Below are 22,805 nucleotides of genomic sequence, written 5' to 3'. Positions count from 1 at the left end.
CAAGGCCATTTTCAAATTTGCTTTCAATGCCTTTTCTCAGCGAAACAAGGCTCTCTGTGATTGCAGTGTAAATTTTACTTTCCTTTTTACAGTGTCTCGAATATTGTACTGTTTCTTTGTAAAAAACACTTTACATCAATCAAAAAAGGATGTCAACATATTTTTCAGAAAATTATGATTAGATAAAATTTTGGCAACTCCTGAAAATAACGTAAAGGCTTGTGTCTCAACTATGCAACCAGTAAAATAGAATGGTAAAAAAATTTGTGGGAGCAGGTGATGCACGTGACCCATCAAAATGAAACATCACAGCGTACTTCGCAACATGTCGAAATGATAGCGATACATGATTTGAGACCGAACCCTTATCAACCCCGTAAGACTTTTGATGCTGAAAAGCTCACTGAACTTGCGCAATCCATTACACAGCACGGTATTCTACAACCAATTATTGTAACCCATGCGGTTCAAGGTTATTACATTGTGGCCGGGGAGAGACGATATCGTGCAAGTCTTGAAGCGGGTTTAACGGAAATACCTGTCGTTATTAAAAAGTTTTCAGATGCAGAAATGCGTGAGCTCGCAATTATTGAAAATTTACAACGTGAAGATTTAAATCCATTAGAAGAGGCTGAGAGTTATCAGCAATTAATGGCAGAATTGCATTTAACACAACAGGAAGTGGCGCAAAGACTAGGAAAATCACGACCATATATCGCGAATATGTTGAGGCTACTTAAATTACCTGTTAAGATTAGAACTTTGATACGTGAAGGTACAATTTCATCTGGACATGGTCGGACACTATTAGCACTTAAAGATGTTAAAAAGATGGAAAAATATGCAAATTTAGCCGTCCGGGAGTCTTGGAGTGTACGCTATTTGGAACAAGTGGTCGCCGAATTGTTAGGAACAAGTAAAAAGCGTGAAGAACCGCAACAGAGAGCCATTAAAAAACCTGCCATGATACGTCAACACGAGCAGCAATTGCAGGAACAATATGGGACTTCAGTTGAGATTGCCATGAAGAAAAATGTTGGTGAGATTACATTTACATTTCATTCAGAAAGTGATTATCGGAGATTGATTCAACAATTGAAGAAAATGTAAAAACCGCGCCTTTGAAATCAATTGTGTCGCCAATAGGGGAAAGTGATTATGGAGAAAGGGAGTCGTTATGAATCAATTTAAAGCAGTTATAGAAAGTATGGTTCAGCCGTTATTAGAGCCTGAAACATACTCGAATTTACTTACAAAATTAATTATTATTGCCATTTATGTCATTGTTGCTTTTGTTGTCGTGCGTATTTTAAATAAAGTCATTGAACAATTCTTTAAAGTCAATAACCGAGCGATGACGAAATCAAATCGTGCTAAAAGATCAAAAACATTGATTACTTTAGTTCAAAATGTTGTCGGTTATCTGGTTTGGTTTATTACTTTAACGACGGTACTCAGTAAATTTGGTATTAGCGTTGAAAGTATTTTAGCCGGAGCGGGTGTTGTCGGTCTCGCTATTGGTTTCGGTGCACAAACACTTGTTAAAGATGTGATTACAGGCTTCTTTATTATTTTTGAAAATCAATTCGATGTGGGTGATTATGTCAGCATTAAAAATAATAGTTCTCCTATTGCAGAGGGGACAGTGAAAGCGATTGGCTTACGTTCTACACGGATACTGTCATATACAGGAGAGCTATCAATTATTCCAAATGGTACGATGAGTGAAGTTACCAACTTTTCAGTCACAAATGGAGTCTCAGTGATTGATATTCCAGTATCGATTAATGAAAAAATTGATGATGTTGAAAAGAAAATGAACATATTCTTAAAATCTATTCCGAAAAAGTATGACATCTTTATTGAGCCACCAGAAGTCTTAGGGGTGGATACTTTTAATAGCTATGAAGTAAGAATTCGTGTCGCTGGAGAGACGCTTCCAGGTGAAAGTTTTTCAGGTTCACGTATTCTTCGACGAGAACTCAAAGAATTTTTACAAGCTGAAGGGATTGAAGCACCAATGCCGACCCTTGTCCAACTCTATAAAGATCAACAAAACGCGGAATCATAGAGGTGAAAATGTGTGTCATCAAATTACGAATTAAATGATATAGTAGAGATGAAGAAGCAACATGCTTGTGGTGCAAATCGGTTTAAGATTATTCGTATGGGCGCAGATATTCGTATCAAATGTGAGCAATGTCATCGAAGCATTATGCTCCCCCGTCAAACTTTTAATAAAAAACTAAAAAAAATACTCGTCAAAGCGAGTTCAAATGAGAAGGAGAATGAATAATGGCCTTAACAGCTGGTATTGTGGGCTTGCCTAACGTCGGGAAGTCAACACTTTTTAATGCAATAACTAAAGCAGGTGCACTTGCTGCAAACTATCCTTTCGCTACGATTGATCCTAACGTGGGTATCGTAGAAGTACCGGATACACGATTAAGTGAATTAGAAAAAATAGTTAATCCTAAGAAAACAGTACCGACGACTTTCGAATTTACAGATATTGCCGGGATTGTAAAAGGCGCGTCAAAAGGGGAAGGTTTAGGTAATAAATTTTTATCTCATATTCGAGAAGTCGATGCGATTTGCCAAGTTGTCCGCGCTTTTGATGATGAAAACGTGACACACGTAGCAGGACGTGTGAATCCTATTGAAGACATTGAAGTTATCAATATGGAATTAGTATTAGCTGACTTAGAATCTGTAGAAAAAAGATTGCCACGTTTAGAAAAAATGGCGAAACAAAAAGATAAAACAGCCGTGAATGAAGTCCGTATTTTAACTCAAATTAAAGAAACGCTTGAAAACGGTAAACCCGTGCGTAGTATTGATTTCAATGAAGAAGATCAAAAATACGTCAACCAAGCACAACTTTTAACGTCTAAATCGATGTTATATATTGCTAACGTAGGTGAAGATGAGGTCAATGACGCTGAAAATGATAAAGTAAAAGCCATTCGTGAGTATGCAGCGAGTGAAGATTCAGAAGTCATTGTCATCAGTGCTAAAATCGAAGAAGAAATTGCGACTTTAGATGATGAAGATAAAGCGATGTTCTTGGAAGAATTAGGTATCGAAGAACCTGGTTTAAATCGTTTAATTCGTAAAACATATGATTTATTAGGACTTGCGACTTATTTTACAGCTGGCGTACAAGAAGTGCGTGCATGGACATTTAAAGAAGGCATGACTGCACCACAATGTGCGGGTATTATTCACACTGACTTTGAGCGTGGCTTTATTCGTGCCGAAGTAACAAGTTATGAGGACTATGTTGCCAACAACGGTGAACAAGGTGCTAAAGAAGCTGGTAAAATGCGTTTAGAAGGTAAGGACTATATTATGCAGGACGGCGATGTCGTGCACTTCAGATTTAACGTATAAATTTCATTACGAAGCAGTAGATTGAACGTATATAAAATAAAAATCAATGACACAACCTTTCAAGCCTTACGGAATTTGAAGCGTTGTGTCATTTTTTATAAGTGATAAGATGCTATTTGTACCTAGAAAGCTTTCATAAGTCTTAACACATTGCGATTTAATATGCCTTACTTTAAAACAGAACATTACATGTTTTTTTATTTTAATATTATCCTTTTTAAAAAAATCTATTCACATCTTTTTTATATATTATTTAATAAAAATTTAATATATAGTTAATTGGTAGTTAATTAATAAATCTATAATAAAAACATATAATAAAGATGTATCTAGATACAAAACAACATTAAATTTAAAGGAGGCTTAAATTGAATAAGAATATCTTGATCAAAGGTTGAGCAACATTTACGATGATAATTTCTTTAGGTCTAGGTAGTACATTTACAGAAGCTTATCAGTCATTCGCAAAGGCAGAGAAAAATGTTGTGGAAATACATGATGCCTCGAAAAGCCCTTACAATGCAGTTGTTGCACTTAAACATGGAACAGGATTTGTAGTAGGTAAGAATGCGATTGTGACAAATAAGCATGTAGTAAATGGTCCTGGTAAAGGTGTGGGAACGAAAGCTGCCTTACACCCTACAGGATTTAATAGCAACGCTGGAAATTATAACGTATTAGAAGTTATTCCGTATCCTGGTCAAGAAGATTTAGCGATTGTTCATGTTAAAGAAAAAGCAGAAGAAAATTGGAAGTTTAATGAAAAAGCAGGCGTATTGAAGCTAGCTGACCATGACAATGTCAATGATAGGTTATCCAAAACCGGATAAACATGCCTATAATTTATTGGAATCATTTGGTAAAGTTGTATCTGTAAAAGGAAATGAGATTGTACTTGACGCTTTTACAGAGCCAGGTAATTCTGGTTCACCAATTGTTAATGGAAAAGGTGAAGCAATAGGTGTTTCTTATGCTAGAGAGATTCAAGATTCACCTCACAGAAAATCATTTGGTGTTTACTTTACACCTCAAATAAAAAAATTCATCCAAGATAATATACAAAAGTAAGCAAATATAAAGAAGATTCATCGCTTTAAATACTTACCCTAGAATTTACGAATTAGACTCAATCGTAAGAGATACTTATAAAATAAGAGAACCTTCCATCTCGTATAAAAAACATTTACCCCTTAACCCATAAAAGTATATAAATATAAAATAATAACGACGATATAAAGAGAATGTCGTTATCGATCAAAACATAAACTGAAAAAAGGATATTCATCGTCCAATTTAAACTGTGTAAGTAGAGTGCACCGGCTCTACTTCGCAGTTTATTTTTTAGGTTGAAACATCGTGCAATCAGATGCATCATTTATTATTTTAAGATTGCCTTTTAAATTAATGATAACAAATTTTGTGACTAAAGAAGTTTATGATTAAGCGGGCGGTATTCCGAAAAATAAATAAAAAAATACGACTGGGAAAACGATAAGAATACTTAAGATTGATAGAATCGTACTAATCATCCACGTTTTTCTATTTTTCTGGTTTAAAAAATATAAAGTGACTGAAAGAACGAATAGTATTAATGAAACTTGAAAATAAATAGAAAGAATATCGCCACCCTCATAATTTAAAAATGGAATAGGGATGAATAAGAATAATACGAGAAGGGTGTTACTTAATATATGAAAGCTATACATTGTTTTTCTCATGACAAAATGCCACCACCTTTAATTAAAGTCATTTAGAGCTTAATAATATGCTACATGAATTGATATTAAATAAAAAGACTCGCTAGGGGGTGCGAGTCTTTTTGTATTGATTATTTGAAGATTGATAAAATACTACTGAAAGCATTTTTAACTTTTTGTGCAGTTTCAACTGTAGTAATTGCTGCTTTAACTGCTTGAGGTTTTTGGTATAAAGTATATAATACTTTTCCTGTGTTGATACCACTTGTTACAAAGTTACTTGTTTTTGCATATGCATTATATAAAGTACCATTGTTTTTATCTATTTTAATTGGTGTGATATATGCATTAGCACCTTTATCATTCAATAAAGCTAAAACAGCAATATCCATTGCATCTTTATATTTAAAGTATAATTTTGAGTAGTATTTTGCATTATTGTATTTTTCTGTAATGCTTTTATATGAATCAGTTACGTATTTTTTAGCGTTATTAAAGCTATCTTTGATGTAAGTGTAACCATTTTCAAACGGACGTTTAAATGAGTTCCAGTAATCTGTCCAAGTTGAAGGTTTAGAAGGTGCTTCAACTTTTGGAACAGCAGGAGCTGAAGGTTGAGATGGTGTTGCTTGGTTTTGAGATTGACCTTGATGTTGAACTTCAGGTTTTTGCACTTGAGGTTGTTGTGCTTCAGGTTTTTGCTCTTCTTTTTTCACTTCAGGCGTTTTGGCTTCAGGTTTATCTTGTTCTTTTTTCTCTTCTACTTTCGGAACTTCAGGTTTTTGTTCTTCTTGTTGAGGTTGTTCTTGCCATTGTTTTTCCCAATCTTTAGGTTCAATTTGTGGCTCAGCTGGTTTTGTTTCAGTTTGGTTTACTGATTCATCAAATACTTTTTGGCTTGCATCTGGATTTTCTTTAATTTGTGAAATGTAACGATCACGTTGTTCGTCAGTGATGTCTTCATTATTTAAAATTTCATAAAAAGCGTTTTGTTGACCTACACGGCGCTCAGGACGTAGGCTGTCTTTAATTGATTCAGAGTAAACATTTTGTGCACTTTCTTTATCTTCGTGCAATTGTTTTAAATATTGATTACGTTGTTCTTCAGTGATACCTTCCATATGTAATACTTGGTAAAATGCTTTTTGTTCTGGAGAAACTTTTGCTGATTCAAAAGTTTGAGTAGCAGCAGGTGCTAATCCAGATTTTGCACTTTCTTGGACTTGCTCGCTCGCGTCAGCTTGTCCGTTTGATACGATTGTTGCGATAGATACTGTAGCAACACCCATTAATAATTTAGCTATGTATTTGTTTTTCATAATTAATCCCTTTCATATTCAGTTTTTTATTTGTTGTAAGCATTTAAAATATAGCACGCTTTTATATTGAGTTAAATTAACTATTTCTTAATTGTTCATAAAAACAAATTAATATATTTTGGTTTTACTAATGAGTGAAAAAAGTAATGCGAAATCTTATCTTTTGATTTTTATGACTTGGAAAGCATTTATGCTCTATAAAGAGAAATATAGAACATCTTCTGATTAATGTTGTAATAAGTAATGTGATGTGGTACAATCTTTGAATGTGAGTAATGAAAATTATTCCTTGCTTATCATTTCATTGATAGGCCGTATAGACCACAAGGAGGTGCAAATATAAAATGAGAACATATGAAATTATGTACATCGTGCGTCCGAACATCGAGGAAGATGCGCGTAAAGCAGTAGTTGAACGTTTTAACGGAATTTTAGCTTCTGAAGGTTCTGAAGTATTAGAAACGAAGGACTGGGGTAAACGTCGTTTAGCTTACGAAATTGAAGACTTTAAAGATGGTTATTACAACATCGTACGTATTAAGTCTGACAACAACGTAGCAACTGACGAATTCCAACGTTTAGCTAAAATCAATGACGATATCATTCGTTACATCGTTGTCCGTGAAGACGAAGATAAGTAATAGAATAATAATGGGGGCGTGAAAATGCTTAACAGAGTCGTATTAGTAGGTCGATTAACTAAAGATCCAGAATACAGAACGACACCCTCAGGCGTAAGTGTAGCGACTTTTACTCTAGCGATTAATCGTACGTTTACGAATGCGCAAGGGGAACGTGAAGCGGACTTCATTAACTGTGTAGTTTTTCGTAAACAAGCAGAAAACGTGAACAACTTTTTGTTCAAAGGAAGTTTAGCTGGCGTTGATGGTCGCTTACAATCACGCAGTTATGAGAACCAAGAAGGCCGACGTGTGTTCGTCACTGAAGTGGTATGTGACAGTGTTCAATTCCTTGAGCCAAAATCACAAAACCAACGTCACTCTAATCAAGGCAATGATTTCCAAAGCTATGGTCAGAGCTTCGGTGGGCAACAACAAGGTCAAAATTCGTCATATCAAAATAACAATCAACCCGCACATAACGATAATCCATTTGCGAATGCGAATGGTCCTATCGATATTAGCGATGATGATTTACCATTTTAATGAATTAGCGAACGTATAGAATCATTTTATAGTAAGGGAGGCACAAATCATGGCAGGTGGACCAAGAAGAGGCGGTCGTCGTCGTAAAAAAGTTTGTTATTTCACAGCAAACGGTATTACACATATCGACTATAAAGATACTGAGTTATTAAAACGTTTTATCTCAGAACGCGGTAAAATTTTACCACGTCGTGTTACAGGTACTTCAGCTAAATATCAACGTATGTTGACTACAGCGATCAAACGTGCACGTCATATGGCATTACTACCATTCGTTAAAGACGAAGCGTAAGCCAATCACAAAAACCCCGTAAGCCTTATTAAAAGGTACGGGGTTTTTTATTTTGACGCTATGCTAAATAGCGGATTCAGTTCATTTCGTATAGAGCCTTAATAACACGGTGCTTGTAAATTATTAATTTTATACTAATAAAATGTAAAAACATCCTCATTTAGCGATATTACAAAGAATGAGGATGTTTTTTGGGAGTTTTCAGTATCAAAGATATTTAATTGTTTTGAATAAAAATGTATTTTAATATTTAACGGCTGTAAGCACTCACAGGATAATGATCTGAAAAGTCATTATAGTAGTAAGTATAAGGAAAAGCGTAAACATGCCAGCTTGGCGCTTTTGCATCGATTGCTTCATTAATAAGTTGGCCTGGTTGTCTATGATCTTTATCTACAAAGATATAATCTAAATATTCAGGTTTGGCATTTGGGAAGTTATATTGAGCGATGTAATTTGTTTCTGGATCCCATGTACTTGTGTGTCCTTTATAAGTCACGTCATTGACATTTAAGTTTTTAAGCATATCTTGAAATTCTCCAGAAGTTGAATTTTTGTTTACATTGAGGTCTCCACCAATATAAACGACTTCATCTTTGGGTATATTTTTATTTTTAACAAACGTACTGATTTCTCGCATTTGTTCCGCGCGGATTTCTCTGTCGTATCCTGCGCCACATCGACTATCTTCTGCTTGTGTATGTGTTCCGATAACGTGGAAATTTTTGCCATCTTTTTCAATTTTTGTATATACAAATCCTTTATTGCTGTCATTATCAAAACCACAACCGCGACGGAAAACGTGCTGTATTCTTTCTTTAATTGGATATTTACTTACGACTGCTACACCACCGTCTTCAAGTACAGTGCTAGAGTAACTGCCTTCTGTACTATCCCAGCCCGATCTAGAGCGGCCTAAAACACCTGTTTGATGTGGGTATTCATTTTTAAGATTATTTAATAGTTGGTTTGATGCGCTATTATCAAATGCTTCGTTTAAGATAACAACGTCATTTCCTTTTATGTAAAAAGATTGAGAGATGAGATCCGCACGAATACTTTGCCCCCAGTTAGGATACAAAGATTTAGGAAGCATATATACGTTGTGTGTGACTAATTTTAATTCATTATTGTCAACTGGTTTTGCTGCATGTGCTGTCGATTGAATAGAGAGGACTAATAGAAATAAATTGGCTAAAATGACTGATGTGAATTTCTTTGCTAATGGTAATTTCTTCATTTTTATCACTCCTTTGCACATATTATAGCGTTATCAAAAGTAAAAAAGGTTGAACTCATTTTTAAATCTTGTTAAAAAATATTAACTTATAATTATTCGTGGGTAATTTATTTATTAATAATTTATTTGATTTTGTTATACTTATTAAAACAGTAAGTTCTTCGGAGATACGAAATTCAAATAGATATATTAATAGAATTTGCTATGAAAAGACGGTATGTTTTAAAGAATTCTGAATTTCAATTTATGAAAATTTGAATGAGATTGTCAGATATGACGTTTTGTCATGTACAAAATATATGTGTATTGACAATAAAGAGAATGTGCGTAAAATAAAATATTAAAAAGATGTCGAAGTGAGGTATGTATGAAAGCTGTTTTGAAGCAGATACCCAAATTAGAATTACATTGCCATTTAGATGGTTCTGTTAGTATAGAATATTTAAAATCACAGAGTGAAAGTCAACAAGTAGGGATAGATATTGAAAAAGTTACCGTTGAGCAAGATTGCCAAAGTTTAGCAGAATATTTACAGTCATTTGATGAGATATTGAAGGTCATGCAAACACAAGAGAGTCTTATTGAAGCGGTTATCGATGTTGCACGACAAGCAAATGAAGATGGTGTGAAATATATTGAGATTCGCTTCGCACCAGCTTTCCACCAAGATTTCGGTTTGAAAACGATTGAAATTTTAGATATGGTTTGTGAAGGTGCACAGCAAGCTGAAGCTCAATTTGATTTGGATGTACGTTTGCTCGTATGTGGGATGAAGCATCATTCAATGGCAACCAACCAAGCGATTTTTGATCATTTAGGTGCGAATGCATCGATTACAAAGTATATAGTAGGTGTAGATTTAGCAGGAGATGAAGCAAGTTCACCAACGGAAGCGCATGAAGCATTAATTCAATATGCGAAAAGTAAAAATTTAAATATTACCTTACACGCCGGGGAGTGTGGTTGTGTAAAAAATGTGTATGATGTGATTCAATATGGTGCACGTCGAATCGGTCATGGTGTGGCGATTTTTCAAGATGAACAGGCTCTGTCTTGGGTAAAAGAACACGATGTCCTATTAGAGTTTTGTCCAAATAGCAATTTACAAACAAAGGCCATAGATACATTAGCGACTTTAGATTTGCCGAAGCTGATGGAATAAGAGGTGGCCTTCTTGATTAATACGGATAATCGAACGGTGACACAGACAACGTTAATGGATGAATATGAATTGTTGTTGAAACATCGTCTACTTAATATGGCCGATATACAAAAAATCAATTATGATGCAATTGATTACAGCTTTGCTTGTCAGGAAACGAAAGATAAGTTAAAATGCTACTTTGAATAAAAGTAAATCCTATAAAAAAGACGAGATTGGGATAGTATTCCCAGACTCGTCTTTAATTGTTTATCATAAGTGAACTTAACTCAATCGCTTTCTAAAAATGAGTATTTAAAAGACTTCAAACATCATTTTTTATTTTAAGCTGTCTTCGATCTCTTTCATTTCTTTTTCTTTAAGGTCGACAACAACTTCACCATCTTTTGTATCCTCTTTTAAAGCAGATTTTGCTTCTTTAGAATGATAAAGTTCTGCAATTTTCTTATACGTTTTATTATCTTTATCTTTAGAGTTAACAGCAATGATATTGATATATGGTTTAACTGCATCTGATTTCGCATCTTCTAAGTAAATCGGATCTTTCTTTGCATCTAATCCTGCTTTTGTTGCAACCCCATTATTAATGACTGAAATATCGACATCAGAAAGGGCACGTGCTGTTTGTTGCGCATCTACGGCTTTAATATCTAAGTTTTTAGGGTTAGATTGAATATCTTTGATTGAACTAGATAAGCCAAAATCTTTTTTCAGTTTAAGTAAGCCTGCTTTTTCAAGAAGTTTGAGTGCGCGTGCTTGGTTAGAAACGTCATTCGGAATCACGACTTTGGCACCGTCTTTCACGTCTTTAATGTCTTTCACTTTTTTTGAATAGACCCCAAGAGGTGCTAAAACAGAAGTACGAATTGGTGTAATATGAGTCCCTTTATTCGCTTTTTTAAATTCATTCAGAAATGCAAAATGTTGGAATGCGTTCATATCAATATCCCCATCGTTGAGCGCAGTGTTTGGAACGTTGTAATCTGAAAATTGTTTGATTTCCAAATCAATATTGTCTTTTTTCGCCAATTCTTTTACTTTTTCCCATGCTTTTGTATCATTTGAAGCAACCCCAATTGTCACTTTTTTTGTATCACTTTTCCCACAGGCGCTAAGTACCAGTACAGCAAGAACTAAGAGTGTCAGTAATTTTTTCATCTCATAAAACCTCCGATTAATGTCGACGTACTTTTTTCGCAAGTACGTTGCCGACAGATTGTATTAATTGAACAATAATGACTAAAACCACGACTGTAATCACAATGACAAGTGTGTCAAAGCGTTGGTAACCATAGACAAGGGCCATATCCCCGATACCGCCACCACCGACCGCGCCGGCCATAGCAGTTGCCCCTATCAGACCAATAATGGCCGTAGTAATAGATAAGATAAGTGATCCCAGTGCTTCAGGTAAAAGAAAGTATCGAATGATTTGCATTGGCGAAGCCCCCATCGCGTGTGCAGCTTCAATGATACCCGCATCTACCTCTAGCAGTGAATTCTCAACCAATCTTGCAATATAAGGTGCGACATAGACAGTTAAAGGAACAATAGCAGCCGTTGTCCCAATCGATGTGCCAACAATTAATTTTGTAAAAGGAATAATCGCAATTAACAAAATGATAAACGGAATAGATCGCAATATATTAATAATTGGATTTAAAATATGATGAATGATGGCGTTAGGCCATATTCCATTTTGTCTCGTCACAACGAGTAGAATGCCTAGCGGTATCCCAATAATGGCGCCGAGAACAAGGGCAAACGTGACCATATATAATGTTTGATACAGCGCTTCGAGTAACTGAGATGTTTCGATTGATGAACCTAACATGATGGTAATCCCTCCTCGTATTGAATGTGATGTGTTTCAAAGTATGAACGAACATCGCTTTGTTGAGCAGGATTTCCTGTTACTTGAAGCCAGAGATATCCTACAGTTTCATCTTGTATGTTAGCTGTAATCGCATGAATGACATTCACTTTCACATTGATTTCTTGAATGAGATCGTTGAGAATCGTATGTTTAATTTGCGAAGGTTCAATAAACAGTTTGTATACCGTGTCATCTTCATGGAGTTGAATATCTTTAATCACAGAAGGGGAAGGTAACGTATTGATGACCGTCGATACAAAACGTTGTGCTGTAGATGTCTGTGGCTGACTGAAAACACTTTTAACGGTGTCGATTTCAATGACTTGCCCGTTTTCCATAACTGCAACACGATGACATATTTTTTGGATAACACTCATTTCGTGTGTAATGACCAAAATCGTTACACCAAAAGTTTCGTTCGTTTTCTTCAATAAATCGAGTATTGAGTCAGTTGTGGCTGGGTCTAAAGCACTTGTGGCTTCATCACAAAGCAAAATTTTAGGACGCGTAATTAAAGCGCGGGCAATGGCAACCCGTTGCTTTTGTCCACCAGAAAGTTCTGTCGGAAACTGATTCGCTTTACCAGCTAAATCTACAAATCGCAACATCTCTTCCACACGTACTTTAATCTCTTCCATAGGCACTTTACTTAAAATTAAAGGCATCGCCACATTTTTAAAAACCGTTTTTGAGTTGAGTAAATTGAAGTGCTGGAATATCATTCCGATATCTTTTTTAACCGTGCGCAATTGGGCGGCTGAATATGTATTTAAATGATGACCGTCAACTAGAATATCTCCCGACGTTTGTTTTTCTAACTGATTAACAAGACGGACGAGGGTACTCTTACCGGCACCACTGTACCCAATAACACCAAAAATATCCCCTTTATTAATTTTAAAGTTAACATCTTTAAGTGCTTGCACAGTCGTACTTTTCTTTTTAAATGTTTTATTGACATTTTTAAATTCGATCATGGCAACCTTCCTTAATTCCGATTTAAATAATAAGTAATGTCTGTATTTTATGTGATGTGCAAAAAATAGTCAACACAATATTTAGTATTTTCTGAAAAACTATAAAAAAAGACTTAAATTGACCTCGCTTACGCAAAGTTTGATTTAAGTCTTTAAAGTGAGACGCATTTTAGCGACGCCAAAAAGAAGTACTATCTTTTTTGTCTTTAATATTGAAATCAATGATACGATAAATCAAATCATAGTTGACTTCGTCCGTCCATTTGATTTTCATAAACATTTTTGTCATTTGATAGCCAGCAGCTTTAATGTCATCTGCAAAAGTATCTAAAGTATATTTCTCAGGTGAAATTGCAAAATGAGGTTTAGCTTTACTAAAGCCCAAGATGAAAGAACCATTGTCCTTATACAATAACATGGGTTGATTCCATTTTATCTCCATAGTAAGTTCAGGGTAGTTTTCTAAAATTGTTTGTAACACTTTTTTAAGTTTCTCTCGGTGTGCCTCTTTGTCGATGGTTTCTAAAAAATCATCTAAAGTTTCCATTTGCATTCCCCCATTAAATATTTAAGATGATGAGTATATGACTTACACTCGTATTGTAACATGTCGTATAGAAAAGAAACTTAATTTATACTTTTATGTTTATGTACAGAAATGTTGTGCATTAAGACAAAATTTGATTACCATCTAGCGGCCTAAATTTAAAGCCATTGTTTTGAAAAGAAAGACATATTGTAAACTTAAAATATAAATTAATTTACAATTATGGTATACTGGCTTTTATATGAGGAGGAATGGTTATGAAAATTGCAGAGCAAATATTAAAAGGTTCAGCTTTAACACCAGAGGAAGCATTCGACTTATTTACGAATCCAACCTACGACACCATGGACCTTGTACATGAAGCTTATCAATTACGTAAACATTATTATGGTCACAAAGTAAAATTAAATATGATTTTAAATGCTAAAAGTGGCATTTGTCCTGAAGATTGTGGTTATTGTGGCCAATCGCGTGAAATGAAGGAAAAACAACGTTATGCATTAATTCCGGAAAATCAAATTACAGAAGGTGCGAAAGTTGCGGCTGAAAATGAAATTGGCACCTATTGTATCGTTATGAGTGGTAGAGGTCCAAGTGATAAAGAGATTGATCATATCACATCCTCAGTCGAACAGATTAAGGCTGAGCATCCGCAATTAAAAATATGTGCTTGTTTAGGTTTAACGAATGAGGAGCAAGCGGGGCGTTTAAAAGCTGCTGGCGTGGATCGTTATAACCATAATTTGAATACAAGTGAAAATTATCATGATGAAGTTGTGACAACACACACGTATAAAGATCGTGTCGATACGATTGAAATAATGAAAAAAAATCATATTTCACCTTGCTCAGGTGTGATTTGTGGTATGGGAGAATCTAACCAAGATATCGTCGACATGGCCTTTGCATTGAGAGATATTGATGCTGATAGTATACCGGTCAACTTTTTACATCCAATTAAGGGGACTAAGTTTGGAGATATGGATCAATTGACGCCAATGCGTTGTTTAAGAATACTTGCGTTATTCCGTTTGATCAATCCAACAAAAGAGATTCGTATTGCAGGAGGTAGGGAAGTTAATCTTCGTTCATTGCAATCAACAGCCCTAATGGTTGCGAACTCTATCTTCGTTGGTGATTATTTAATTACTGGAGGTCAACCGAACCAACTGGATTATGATATGATTCGCGATATGGGATATGAGATTGATTACGGCACTAAACAAAGTGAGATGGAACGTGTATAACGTTTATTAAGTGATGCCATTCAGAATATGATATCAAAAAAGCTGATTGACATTGCGTCAATCAGCTTTTTGCATGTTTTAAAACTTTAGTTTCTGATGAGATAGTCAAATGCTGATAATGCAGCTGTTGCGCCTGATCCCATTGAAATAATAATTTGTTTGTAACGTTGGTCTGTACAATCTCCAGCTGCGAAGACACCTGGTACATTAGTATTACCAAGACGATCAACTTCAATTTCGCCCATACGGTTACGTTGAACAGAATCGCCTAACCATTCTGTATTAGGAGATAAACCGATTTGAACGAAAACGCCATCTAAGTCGATGTGTTTGTCTTCTTTTGATTGCATATCTGTATAAGTCAGACCGTTGACACGATCATCACCTGTAATTTCTTTTGTAGCTGCATTAGTAATAACTTGTGTGTTTGGTAATGATTTCAAACGTTCTTGTAAGACGGAATCTGCTTTTAATGTGTCAGAGAATTCTAATACTGTGACATTTTGACAAATTCCTGCTAAGTCAATCGCAGCTTCAATACCAGAGTTTCCGCCACCGATAACTGCAACATCTTTACCTTCAAATAGAGGGCCGTCACAGTGCGGGCAGTATGCGACGCCTTTGTTCGTGTATTTTTCTTCACCTGGTACCCCAATTTTTCTCCAGCGTGCACCTGTACCGATAATTAATGAACGTGTTTCTAGAACAGCGCCGTTATCAAGTGTTACTGATACAGTTTTATCTGTTTTTTCAAGTTGTTCTGCACGAACACCTTTCATAACATCGATATTATAATCTTTAATATGCTCTTCCAAGTTAGTTGATAATGATGGACCCGTTGTTTTCTTAACACCGATTAAGTTTTCGATATCTGCTGTATCGTTGACTTGGCCACCAATTCTATCAGCGACAATACCTGTAGTGAGCCCCTTACGTGCAGCATAGATTGCTGAACTTGCACTTGCAGGACCGCCACCAATAACAAGTACATCAAAGACTTCTTTGTTTTCAAATGCAGATGCGTCCGGACCTTGACCGAGTGTACTCAAAATATCTGTTACAGTCATACGGCCATTACCGAATTGCTCACCATTTAAGAAGATGGCAGGTACAGCCATGATGTCTTCTGCTTCTTCTTTAAATACAGCACCATCAATCATCGTGTGTGTAATATTAGGGTTCAATACACTCATTAAGTTTAATGCTTGAACAACGTCTGGACACTTATGACAAGTTAAGCTGATATAAGTTTCAAAGTGAAGTGGTTGTTCAATAGATTTGATTTGATCAATTACAGATTGTTCTTCTTTCGGAGCACGTCCACTGACTTGTAAAAGTGCAAGAACGAAAGAGTTGAATTCATGACCAAGAGGGACACCAGCAAATGTAATGCCAGTGTCCTCTCCAGGTCTATTGATACTAAAGCTAGGTGTACGCTTTAAATCAGCTTTTTCTACTGTAATTCGAGATGACATTTCTGCAACTTCATTCACAAGGTTTTCAACTTTTTGTGAATTTTCGTCAGAACCTGTACTTGCTTTAAGTACAACGTCACCTTCCATCAAATCAAGAAGTTGCGATAATTGTTGCTTCAATTCTTGATTTAACATGCAGCATAGCCTCCTTAAATTTTACCGACTAAGTCTAATCCTGGAGTTAAAGTTTCGCCGCCTTCTTCCCATTTTGCTGGGCAAACTTCACCTGGATTTTCACGCACATATTGTGCAGCTTTGATTTTGTGAACAAGTGTGCTTGCGTCACGGCCGATACCGTCTGCATTGATTTCTGCAGCTTGTACAACACCGTCAGGGTCAACGATGAAAGTACCACGTTGTGCAAGACCTTTTTCTTCATCTAATACATCAAATAAACGTGTGATTTGTTGAGATGGGTCACCAATCATTGTGTATTCTAATGTGCTAATTGCATCTGAGTGATCATGCCAAGCTTTGTGTACGAAGTGTGTATCTGTAGAAACAGAGTATACGTTTGTACCAAGTTCTTGTAATTTCGCATATTGCTCTTGAACATCTTGTAATTCAGTTGGACATACGAAAGAGAAATCAGCTGGATAGAATACAACAACACTCCAGCTACCTTTTAAGTCTTCGTGTGAAACTTCAACAAATTCATCTGTTTTTGCGTTGTAAGCTTGTGCTGAAAATTCCTCGATTTGTTTACCAATTAATGACATAATCGAAATCCTCCTATTATATGAATCATTATTATTTTAGATTAGAATTTAAAGACATCTCGTCTTAATTATAATTCCTTATTAATAATAATTCTAATCTCAATAGCTATTATGACATGGAACATGCTTTCCGTCAAATAAATATCATTGTTGAAAGGGACATACGCTGCGAAAGACAGTGGAATCAGCGTTTCGACCTGTGTTAGCGCGATTAAAACGATAAAAATTGCGCTTTAAATTCTAATAAATGTATCACCTTAATGATGAAAAAGGCTTGAAATTGGATAATAAAGGCGTTATTAATTTTATTCTAAAAAGTGTTAAACAATTCAAATGAACGATGAATAAGATGCTTACTAATATCATTTACGGGCGCTGATTCTCAATTACAACTATATAGTACAGAAATACATAGCCTCTCAATCAACAACGACCAATTTAATATACAGCATGTCTTCTGTTGTTATTTTTCTACGATTTAAGGGTATGCATGATATGCAAGGGACATGCGTTTTCTTGAGTGTTTTGATAGGATATAGAAAAAGGATAAGGAGTGTTTATAAATGTCAGAGTATGTGTATGATTTGGCAAAACGACATCACTCAGTTAGAAAGTTTAAATCAAATCAAATTAGTAGAGACACAATCGAAAAATTAATTGAAGCAGGGCAAATGGCTTCAACTTCTAGCTATTTACAGACAACATCAATTATTGGTATAGAAGATGCTGAAAAGAAAGAAGCTTTAAAAGAAGTTTCTGGGCAGCCTTACGTCGTAGAAAATGGTTATTTACTTGTTTTCGTGATTGACTATCACCGTCATCAGTTAATTAGTGAGAAACTTGAAGCTGATATGGAAGATAGCTTTGAGTCTTCTGAGGGATTACTCGTAGGTACAGTAGATGCAGCGTTGGCAGCACAAAATATTGCACTGACTGCAGAGGATATGGGTTACGGCATTGTTTATTTAGGTTCATTACGTAATGACGTACAACGTGTGAGAGAAATATTAAAACTACCTGAACATGTTTTTCCATTGTTTGGAATGGCATTAGGCGTTCCAGCTGATGATGAAAATGGTGCTCCTAAACCAAGATTGCCACGTGAACATGTTTTTCATATTGATACGTATTCCCAAAATGATGAACAGTTATCAAAACAGCTAGAGGCATATGATCAAGAAGTATCACAATATTATAGTCAGCGTACAAACGGTGAGCGCAATGAGACATGGTCACAACAAGTAGCGAGATTTATGAGCAGTAAGCAACGTACAGAAATGAAAGAATGGTTACAAATGGCAGGTTTTAATAGGAAATAAATCAGCAAACTTTTAATTGAAAGTATCTGAATCATAAAGTTGTAATAGCAAAAACCCCTTCAAATCTTTTCCACACGTAAGATTGAAAGGGGTTTTGTTATGATGTTATTAATGTTGCGGTGTTAATTCATCATAGTGATTTGAATTAAATGTTTCTTCATTTAATTGTTTTGTTAATTTAGCTGTTCCAGTACCTGCTAACATTGAATCATTAACATTTAGCGCTGTACGTCCCATATCAATTAAAGGTTCAACAGAGATGAGTACACCAGCGAGTCCAACTGGTAAATTTAACGCTGAAAGTACAAGGATAGATGCAAATGTTGCACCGCCTCCGACACCAGCAACACCAAATGAGCTGAGTACGACGACAACAACAGTTGCAAGGAATTTAAAATCAACCTCTACGCCAGCTACAGGTGCAACCATAATGGCTAGCATGGCAGGGTAGATACCCGCACAACCGTTTTGTCCAATCGAAAGGCCAAATGAGCCAGAGAAGTTTGCAATGGCTTGAGGCACGCCTAAACGGTTCGTTTGTGCTTGAACATTTAATGGTAATGTACCGGCACTTGAACGTGAAGTAAACGCGAATAAAATGACTTCGGCTGTTTTCTTCATATATTGAATTGGGTTGACGCCTATGATAGCAAGGATAATCATATGAATGATATACATCGTGATGAGTGCAGCATAAGATGCGATAACAAATTTTCCTAGCGTCCAAATGGCAGCGAAGTCACTCGTCGCAATGGTTTTCATCATAATTGCTAGAATCCCGTACGGTGTAAGTCTTAAGACGAATGTAACGATAGCCATTACAAGTGAATAGACTGCGTCGATACCGCGTTTAAGTGTGTGACCATTTTCAGGTTGTTTACGTGTCACGCGTAAAAAGGCAAAGCCGACAAAAGCGGCAAAGATTACGACAGCAATTGTAGATGTCGCACGTTGACCCGTAAAGTCTAAAAATGGGTTAGATGGGATTAACTCTAAAATTTGAGCAGGTAATGTCGTTGCCGTTAATTCTTTAGCCTGACTTGCAATTTCAGAGCTACGTGCATTCTCAGCGTGACCGAGGTCAATGCTAGAAGCATCTAAATTAAAGACGACTGCATAAATAATACCGATAATTGCTGCGATTGCTACTGTTCCAATAAGGAAAGCAAAAATCAATCCGCCCATTTTAGCAAACTTTTCACCAATATCGATTTTCGTAAAAGCAGCAACAATTGAAACAAAGATTAATGGGATAACAATCATTTGCAAGAGGGCAATGTAACCATCACCCACTAAGCCAACCCACTCTGTCGTTTTTGATGTGACTTTGCTATCAACACCATAAATGAGGTGGAGTAGAAGGCCTAATAAGATCCCTAAACCAAGTGCAGTAAAGACACGTTTAGGGAATTTAACATGTTTTTTCGTCATGAACCAAAGTCCAATAAGAGCGAAAATAAAAATAATTAAATTAACAATAGTTAAAAAAACAGACATATCAAAATACGCTTCCTTCTTAATTCCGACTTATACAATAGGATAATAGGAAAAAAGTATAAAATCAAGCTTTATTTTTTATCTGAGCAATTTTGGGTGAAAAGGGGGTGAGCTGTTCTTTCGCTTTAGCATGGCCGTCAATCAATTTTGCCATCAACGTACCTGCTATAGGTGAGAGTAAAATACCATTTCGATAATGCCCTGTGGATACATAAAGATGGTCTTCAACTTCTCCCATAATTGGCTCTTGGTTAGGTGTGATAGGTCGAATGCCCGTCCATGTTTTGATTACATGATGATTTTTGAGTTGCGGAATCATAGACAAGCTCTCTTGATCTAACCATGACAAGTTGTTCGCATCATTTTCAATACTCCAGCTATCGAAGTCTGATGTCGCACCAATTAAGAAACGATTAGGCAATTTGGGTACGATGTAACAACCATTCATATTAAAAATGGTTTCCTTCAACCCTTTATAACAAGAGGCAATCAGCTTAACGTCACCTTTAACTGGTTGAGTAGGTAATTGGATATGGAGTTGTTGGAGTAAAGTCCCCGACCAAGCGCCCGCAGCAATAATCAGTTCATCTGCTGAAAAGTTGCCTTTAGAGGTAATGACTGTATAACCATTGTGATGACGTTCAACTTTTAAGACTTCGGTCTGTGTCATGAGTTCAATATAGTCGCGCTTTATAACGGAAGCAATTAATGCTTTCGTATAGGTGTTTGCGTTAATTTGACCATCATCTTGGATTTTAAAAGCAGCACTTTGATTAGAATCGAGTTTGGGGAAACGTTGTTTTAGAGCGTATTTTGAGAGTTGTTTAATCGTGTGATCTTGGCTGTGTAAAAATTGGAATTGCGCTTCTACTGCTTGGATATCTTGTTTTTGAGAAGCCACTTTAATTAAACCGTATTTTTGATATTCAATATTAATTCCAGTCTCTTGTTCGAGGTCAGCTGCAACTTCAGGCATCATTGCACGACTTTCCATAGCGAGGTGATACAGTGGATTGGCTTCAAAAAACTCGTTCTGTGCACCAAGCATGCCTCCCGCAGCGTAAGATGCATTCATTCTTGGGGTATAACGATCGATAATCCGAATATGCCGGTTTTGAGAGGACAGCTGTCTTGCAATGGATAAACCCATAACGCCGGCACCAATAATAATTGTTTGTTTCATAAAAAAGCCTCCTGCATGAAAGGATGCAGGAGGAACACGTATATGATTGAAAAATGATGATTGAATCATCATTAAAAAGAGTTGAACTAAGTTCATTGTCATCATACGCTTTCCTTCGTTGGTTCTAACCACCTCAGGTTCAAAGAGTTAAGATAAATTCTTTCTCAGCTCGCCTCGAGCACCCCTAGCATATAAATTTTTATTTGATTTCATTTATTATTGTAACTTTCATATTTGAAATATGCAAGATACGCAAAGGTTGGATGGCTTTAACCACCGAATAAACGTTGGAAGAAGCCTTTCTTTTCACTGTTTTGAATCGATTGCGCAAGTGCTTGTTGCTCTTTAGTTTGAGTCTCGATGCTTTGTTGCGTTTGACTCCATTGTTCACTTTGTTCTTTTTGTGCGGCTGTCAGTGATTCCAGAGACTTACTATTCGATTCAAGTTGTTGGTTTAATTGGGTATGTAACGCTTTTAATTCTTCTTGTTGTTGATGAACTTGGCTGACCATCTGACCTAACATTTGACGTTCTTCACGCATTTTGTTGATTTCATTGCGTAATTCATTGATAAGTTGTGGCACTTGTTGATCGCTCGGTAAGTGCTGTTTGTCTTCTTTGACGATAACTTGTAGAAAGTCTTTTTCTTGTTCTAATTCTTCAAAAGCAAGATCATAACTATTTGTACGTGCAACACGTTCTGTTATCTCTTGGAATAATTCAATATCTTCTTCTTTAAAATCAGTCGCTTCTCGACCACGGTATTCGGTTTTATTTAAATGGTAACCACGTTCTTCAAGATGCTGTACGATTTTACGTACTTGCTTTTCACTTAAGCCTGATCTTTGGGCAAATTCTTTTGTCAGCATATATCATTAGATCCTTTCTCTTCTTTTTAGACGTACGGAAGTGTGCGTTCAGTGACCCGTCAGTCTGCCTCTCTCATTATTTTAACGGCTTTAAGCATTGATTTCAAGGTCTTATGGGCGATGTTCTTTGCGTAAACCCATTTTAACAAGTAATGGATAAATGATACTTCGTGGTATTTGATTCGCATAAACATATTTTAAAATGTAGCAGGATTTAACACTTGTACCAAAAATATCCTTAGTTAAAGGAATATTGCCTTTCACATATAAATCTAAAGGGATGGGCTTACCGTTACGATCTAATGAAGGTTGTAAGTATGTAATTTCAGTTTGCTTTTCGTAACCGTTATCTACTAAAAAGTGACGACGGAAGTTAATTTTTTTTGCTGTTTCTTCATCAACATCGTTAGATTCAAATGTAGATTCAAACATAAAGAAATTAACATCTCGACCGTGAAGATGGTTAGATATACGATTCAACTCATACTCAATCTGTTCTAAAGTCGTTTTCAAGCAGGCCTCACAATCTTGACTATGTTGTGCAAGAAGATAAACAATAAAGCCGACATTTGTCGTCGCTTCATAGTGGGCTGTCGCCAAGCTTACAATGGCGTCGTCCTCAATACCAACAATAAATACAAAGTCGTGTTGGGTTTTATCTGTTTTGAGTGAACGCGCAAAAACAGACGCATCTTCTGTTACTAGATGGTCTAATTTATTTTTATAGAATGCTATTGCTGGCTCATACCAACGATCATGCGTAGATTTAATATGTACAAAGTTCATGTTACGTCACCTCTTTTAAGTTAACTCTCGTTTATTCTTGC

Annotated in this window: 24 protein-coding genes, 1 pseudogene, 1 riboswitch and 1 other annotated feature (1 of these 27 running past the window's edge); of the genes and pseudogenes, 12 read left to right on the top strand and 13 right to left on the bottom strand. The window is 35.9% G+C overall.

The features are described from left to right. Window positions 1-99, bottom strand: a binding site (T-box leader); it reaches 219 nt to the left of the window's first position. Window positions 100-279: 180 nt separating this feature from the next. From HMPREF1208_RS07260 to HMPREF1208_RS12405, 6 genes are all read left to right on the top strand, one after another. After that, window positions 280-1,110 (top strand): ParB/RepB/Spo0J family partition protein, encoded by an 831-nt coding sequence (locus HMPREF1208_RS07260; RefSeq protein ID WP_016425700.1) that lies wholly within the window; start codon window positions 280-282, stop codon window positions 1,108-1,110. A 67-nt stretch (window positions 1,111-1,177) separates the two neighbouring features. After that, window positions 1,178-2,071, top strand: coding sequence for a mechanosensitive ion channel family protein (locus HMPREF1208_RS07255; RefSeq protein ID WP_016425699.1), 894 nt, complete (start codon window positions 1,178-1,180; stop codon window positions 2,069-2,071). A gap of 12 nt (window positions 2,072-2,083) precedes the next feature. Beyond that, window positions 2,084-2,296, top strand: coding sequence for a DUF951 domain-containing protein (locus tag HMPREF1208_RS07250; RefSeq protein WP_016425698.1), 213 nt, complete (start codon window positions 2,084-2,086; stop codon window positions 2,294-2,296). Next, complete coding sequence (gene ychF / locus HMPREF1208_RS07245; protein ID WP_016425697.1) at window positions 2,296-3,393, top strand: redox-regulated ATPase YchF; 1,098 nt, start codon at window positions 2,296-2,298, stop codon at window positions 3,391-3,393. The genes HMPREF1208_RS07250 and ychF overlap by 1 nt, the downstream gene beginning before the upstream one ends. Before the next feature lie 410 nt (window positions 3,394-3,803). Next, window positions 3,804-4,223 carry a trypsin-like serine protease gene (locus tag HMPREF1208_RS12410; RefSeq protein ID WP_016425696.1) on the top strand — a complete coding sequence of 140 codons (420 nt, stop codon included), beginning with the start codon at window positions 3,804-3,806 and terminating at the stop codon, window positions 4,221-4,223. Continuing rightward, entirely contained in the window at window positions 4,192-4,461 is a 270-nt protein-coding gene (locus tag HMPREF1208_RS12405; protein WP_228446429.1) for a trypsin-like serine peptidase, read from the top strand. Before HMPREF1208_RS12410 ends, HMPREF1208_RS12405 begins: the two co-directional genes overlap by 32 nt. A gap of 371 nt (window positions 4,462-4,832) precedes the next feature. Here HMPREF1208_RS12405 and HMPREF1208_RS12080 read toward each other — a convergent pair whose 3' ends face one another. After that, a complete protein-coding gene (locus HMPREF1208_RS12080) occupies window positions 4,833-5,111 on the bottom strand; it encodes a hypothetical protein (RefSeq protein WP_016425694.1) in 279 nt (92 codons plus the stop codon). A gap of 110 nt (window positions 5,112-5,221) precedes the next feature. Continuing rightward, window positions 5,222-6,409: a B domain-containing protein gene (locus tag HMPREF1208_RS07235; RefSeq protein WP_016425693.1), complete on the bottom strand. Its 1,188-nt coding sequence runs from the start codon at window positions 6,407-6,409 to the stop codon at window positions 5,222-5,224. Window positions 6,410-6,753: 344 nt separating this feature from the next. Here HMPREF1208_RS07235 and rpsF point away from each other — a divergent pair, with 344 nt between their 5' ends. From rpsF to rpsR, 3 genes are read left to right on the top strand one after another with little or no spacing between them, the layout of a single operon-like run. Further along, a complete protein-coding gene (gene rpsF / locus HMPREF1208_RS07230) occupies window positions 6,754-7,050 on the top strand; it encodes a 30S ribosomal protein S6 (protein ID WP_016425692.1) in 297 nt (98 codons plus the stop codon). Between the two features lie 24 nt (window positions 7,051-7,074). Next, window positions 7,075-7,575 (top strand): single-stranded DNA-binding protein, encoded by a 501-nt coding sequence (ssb, locus tag HMPREF1208_RS07225; protein WP_016425691.1) that lies wholly within the window; start codon window positions 7,075-7,077, stop codon window positions 7,573-7,575. Window positions 7,576-7,624: 49 nt separating this feature from the next. Continuing rightward, window positions 7,625-7,867, top strand: a complete 243-nt coding sequence (gene rpsR, locus HMPREF1208_RS07220; RefSeq protein WP_014614919.1) for a 30S ribosomal protein S18 — start codon at window positions 7,625-7,627, stop codon at window positions 7,865-7,867. A gap of 250 nt (window positions 7,868-8,117) precedes the next feature. Here rpsR and sph read toward each other — a convergent pair whose 3' ends face one another. Further along, complete coding sequence (gene sph, locus HMPREF1208_RS07215; RefSeq protein WP_016425690.1) at window positions 8,118-9,107, bottom strand: sphingomyelin phosphodiesterase; 990 nt, start codon at window positions 9,105-9,107, stop codon at window positions 8,118-8,120. A 367-nt stretch (window positions 9,108-9,474) separates the two neighbouring features. Here sph and add point away from each other — a divergent pair. Continuing rightward, window positions 9,475-10,458 (top strand): annotated as a pseudogene (gene add / locus HMPREF1208_RS07210) (adenosine deaminase). A gap of 129 nt (window positions 10,459-10,587) precedes the next feature. On the opposite strand, the gene gmpC reads toward add, so the two are convergent. The 4 genes from gmpC to HMPREF1208_RS07190 form a co-directional block, all read right to left on the bottom strand. Further along, window positions 10,588-11,427 carry a dipeptide ABC transporter glycylmethionine-binding lipoprotein gene (gene gmpC, locus HMPREF1208_RS07205; protein WP_016425688.1) on the bottom strand — a complete coding sequence of 280 codons (840 nt, stop codon included), beginning with the start codon at window positions 11,425-11,427 and terminating at the stop codon, window positions 10,588-10,590. 16 nt (window positions 11,428-11,443) lie between these two features. Continuing rightward, window positions 11,444-12,103 (bottom strand): methionine ABC transporter permease, encoded by a 660-nt coding sequence (locus HMPREF1208_RS07200; protein ID WP_016425687.1) that lies wholly within the window; start codon window positions 12,101-12,103, stop codon window positions 11,444-11,446. Beyond that, on the bottom strand, window positions 12,097-13,122 hold the full coding sequence (locus HMPREF1208_RS07195) for a methionine ABC transporter ATP-binding protein (RefSeq protein WP_016425686.1): 1,026 nt from the start codon (window positions 13,120-13,122) through the stop codon (window positions 12,097-12,099). Before HMPREF1208_RS07195 ends, HMPREF1208_RS07200 begins: the two co-directional genes overlap by 7 nt. 169 nt (window positions 13,123-13,291) lie before the next feature. Beyond that, window positions 13,292-13,669 carry an iron chaperone gene (locus tag HMPREF1208_RS07190; protein WP_016425685.1) on the bottom strand — a complete coding sequence of 126 codons (378 nt, stop codon included), beginning with the start codon at window positions 13,667-13,669 and terminating at the stop codon, window positions 13,292-13,294. A 257-nt stretch (window positions 13,670-13,926) separates the two neighbouring features. Between HMPREF1208_RS07190 and bioB the strand changes: the two genes are divergently transcribed. Further along, window positions 13,927-14,916 (top strand): biotin synthase BioB, encoded by a 990-nt coding sequence (bioB, locus tag HMPREF1208_RS07185; protein WP_016425684.1) that lies wholly within the window; start codon window positions 13,927-13,929, stop codon window positions 14,914-14,916. 86 nt (window positions 14,917-15,002) lie between these two features. Here the strand turns inward: bioB and ahpF are convergent, their stop codons facing one another. Together ahpF and ahpC are read right to left on the bottom strand one after the other, a co-directional pair. Continuing rightward, a complete protein-coding gene (gene ahpF, locus HMPREF1208_RS07180) occupies window positions 15,003-16,526 on the bottom strand; it encodes an alkyl hydroperoxide reductase subunit F (RefSeq protein ID WP_016425683.1) in 1,524 nt (507 codons plus the stop codon). 14 nt (window positions 16,527-16,540) lie between these two features. Further along, on the bottom strand, window positions 16,541-17,110 hold the full coding sequence (ahpC, locus tag HMPREF1208_RS07175) for an alkyl hydroperoxide reductase subunit C (protein ID WP_016425682.1): 570 nt from the start codon (window positions 17,108-17,110) through the stop codon (window positions 16,541-16,543). 563 nt (window positions 17,111-17,673) lie between these two features. Here ahpC and nfsA point away from each other — a divergent pair. Further along, on the top strand, window positions 17,674-18,429 hold the full coding sequence (gene nfsA, locus HMPREF1208_RS07170) for an oxygen-insensitive NADPH nitroreductase (RefSeq protein ID WP_016425681.1): 756 nt from the start codon (window positions 17,674-17,676) through the stop codon (window positions 18,427-18,429). Between the two features lie 108 nt (window positions 18,430-18,537). Here nfsA and HMPREF1208_RS07165 read toward each other — a convergent pair whose 3' ends face one another. The 4 genes from HMPREF1208_RS07165 to HMPREF1208_RS07150 form a co-directional block, all read right to left on the bottom strand. After that, complete coding sequence (locus tag HMPREF1208_RS07165) at window positions 18,538-19,926, bottom strand: L-cystine transporter (protein WP_016425680.1); 1,389 nt, start codon at window positions 19,924-19,926, stop codon at window positions 18,538-18,540. A 64-nt stretch (window positions 19,927-19,990) separates the two neighbouring features. Then, window positions 19,991-21,109 carry a glycine oxidase ThiO gene (gene thiO / locus HMPREF1208_RS07160; protein WP_037559513.1) on the bottom strand — a complete coding sequence of 373 codons (1,119 nt, stop codon included), beginning with the start codon at window positions 21,107-21,109 and terminating at the stop codon, window positions 19,991-19,993. 93 nt (window positions 21,110-21,202) lie between these two features. Beyond that, window positions 21,203-21,305: riboswitch (TPP riboswitch) on the bottom strand. Between the two features lie 73 nt (window positions 21,306-21,378). Further along, entirely contained in the window at window positions 21,379-21,978 is a 600-nt protein-coding gene (locus tag HMPREF1208_RS07155) for a hypothetical protein (RefSeq protein ID WP_016425678.1), read from the bottom strand. Window positions 21,979-22,089: 111 nt separating this feature from the next. After that, window positions 22,090-22,764: a hypothetical protein gene (locus tag HMPREF1208_RS07150; protein ID WP_016425677.1), complete on the bottom strand. Its 675-nt coding sequence runs from the start codon at window positions 22,762-22,764 to the stop codon at window positions 22,090-22,092. Window positions 22,765-22,805 lie beyond the last annotated feature (41 nt).

The sequence above is a fragment of the Staphylococcus sp. HGB0015 genome (assembly GCF_000411275.1).
Classification (GTDB): domain Bacteria; phylum Bacillota; class Bacilli; order Staphylococcales; family Staphylococcaceae; genus Staphylococcus; species Staphylococcus schleiferi.
The sequence above is the reverse complement of the archived record's forward strand: the minus strand, read 5'-3'. Positions and strand labels throughout refer to the sequence as shown.

What these genes read in the sequence shown, in the direction of transcription:
- HMPREF1208_RS07195 (WP_016425686.1), bottom strand. Translation starts at nt 13,122, where the DNA reads ATGATCGAATTTAAAAATGTCAATAAAACATTTAAAAAGAAAAGTACG.
- HMPREF1208_RS07150 (WP_016425677.1), bottom strand. Translation starts at nt 22,764, where the DNA reads ATGAACTTTGTACATATTAAATCTACGCATGATCGTTGGTATGAGCCA.
- nfsA (WP_016425681.1), top strand. Translation starts at nt 17,674, where the DNA reads ATGTCAGAGTATGTGTATGATTTGGCAAAACGACATCACTCAGTTAGA.
- HMPREF1208_RS07200 (WP_016425687.1), bottom strand. Translation starts at nt 12,103, where the DNA reads ATGTTAGGTTCATCAATCGAAACATCTCAGTTACTCGAAGCGCTGTAT.
- rpsR (WP_014614919.1), top strand. Translation starts at nt 7,625, where the DNA reads ATGGCAGGTGGACCAAGAAGAGGCGGTCGTCGTCGTAAAAAAGTTTGT.
- ahpC (WP_016425682.1), bottom strand. Translation starts at nt 17,110, where the DNA reads ATGTCATTAATTGGTAAACAAATCGAGGAATTTTCAGCACAAGCTTAC.
- HMPREF1208_RS07260 (WP_016425700.1), top strand. Translation starts at nt 280, where the DNA reads ATGCACGTGACCCATCAAAATGAAACATCACAGCGTACTTCGCAACAT.
- HMPREF1208_RS07190 (WP_016425685.1), bottom strand. Translation starts at nt 13,669, where the DNA reads ATGGAAACTTTAGATGATTTTTTAGAAACCATCGACAAAGAGGCACAC.
- HMPREF1208_RS07165 (WP_016425680.1), bottom strand. Translation starts at nt 19,926, where the DNA reads ATGTCTGTTTTTTTAACTATTGTTAATTTAATTATTTTTATTTTCGCT.
- HMPREF1208_RS07155 (WP_016425678.1), bottom strand. Translation starts at nt 21,978, where the DNA reads ATGCTGACAAAAGAATTTGCCCAAAGATCAGGCTTAAGTGAAAAGCAA.
- ssb (WP_016425691.1), top strand. Translation starts at nt 7,075, where the DNA reads ATGCTTAACAGAGTCGTATTAGTAGGTCGATTAACTAAAGATCCAGAA.
- bioB (WP_016425684.1), top strand. Translation starts at nt 13,927, where the DNA reads ATGAAAATTGCAGAGCAAATATTAAAAGGTTCAGCTTTAACACCAGAG.
- sph (WP_016425690.1), bottom strand. Translation starts at nt 9,107, where the DNA reads ATGAAGAAATTACCATTAGCAAAGAAATTCACATCAGTCATTTTAGCC.
- rpsF (WP_016425692.1), top strand. Translation starts at nt 6,754, where the DNA reads ATGAGAACATATGAAATTATGTACATCGTGCGTCCGAACATCGAGGAA.
- ychF (WP_016425697.1), top strand. Translation starts at nt 2,296, where the DNA reads ATGGCCTTAACAGCTGGTATTGTGGGCTTGCCTAACGTCGGGAAGTCA.
- HMPREF1208_RS12080 (WP_016425694.1), bottom strand. Translation starts at nt 5,111, where the DNA reads ATGAGAAAAACAATGTATAGCTTTCATATATTAAGTAACACCCTTCTC.
- HMPREF1208_RS07235 (WP_016425693.1), bottom strand. Translation starts at nt 6,409, where the DNA reads ATGAAAAACAAATACATAGCTAAATTATTAATGGGTGTTGCTACAGTA.
- ahpF (WP_016425683.1), bottom strand. Translation starts at nt 16,526, where the DNA reads ATGTTAAATCAAGAATTGAAGCAACAATTATCGCAACTTCTTGATTTG.
- thiO (WP_037559513.1), bottom strand. Translation starts at nt 21,109, where the DNA reads ATGAAACAAACAATTATTATTGGTGCCGGCGTTATGGGTTTATCCATT.
- HMPREF1208_RS12410 (WP_016425696.1), top strand. Translation starts at nt 3,804, where the DNA reads ATGATAATTTCTTTAGGTCTAGGTAGTACATTTACAGAAGCTTATCAG.
- gmpC (WP_016425688.1), bottom strand. Translation starts at nt 11,427, where the DNA reads ATGAAAAAATTACTGACACTCTTAGTTCTTGCTGTACTGGTACTTAGC.
- HMPREF1208_RS12405 (WP_228446429.1), top strand. Translation starts at nt 4,192, where the DNA reads ATGTCAATGATAGGTTATCCAAAACCGGATAAACATGCCTATAATTTA.
- HMPREF1208_RS07255 (WP_016425699.1), top strand. Translation starts at nt 1,178, where the DNA reads ATGAATCAATTTAAAGCAGTTATAGAAAGTATGGTTCAGCCGTTATTA.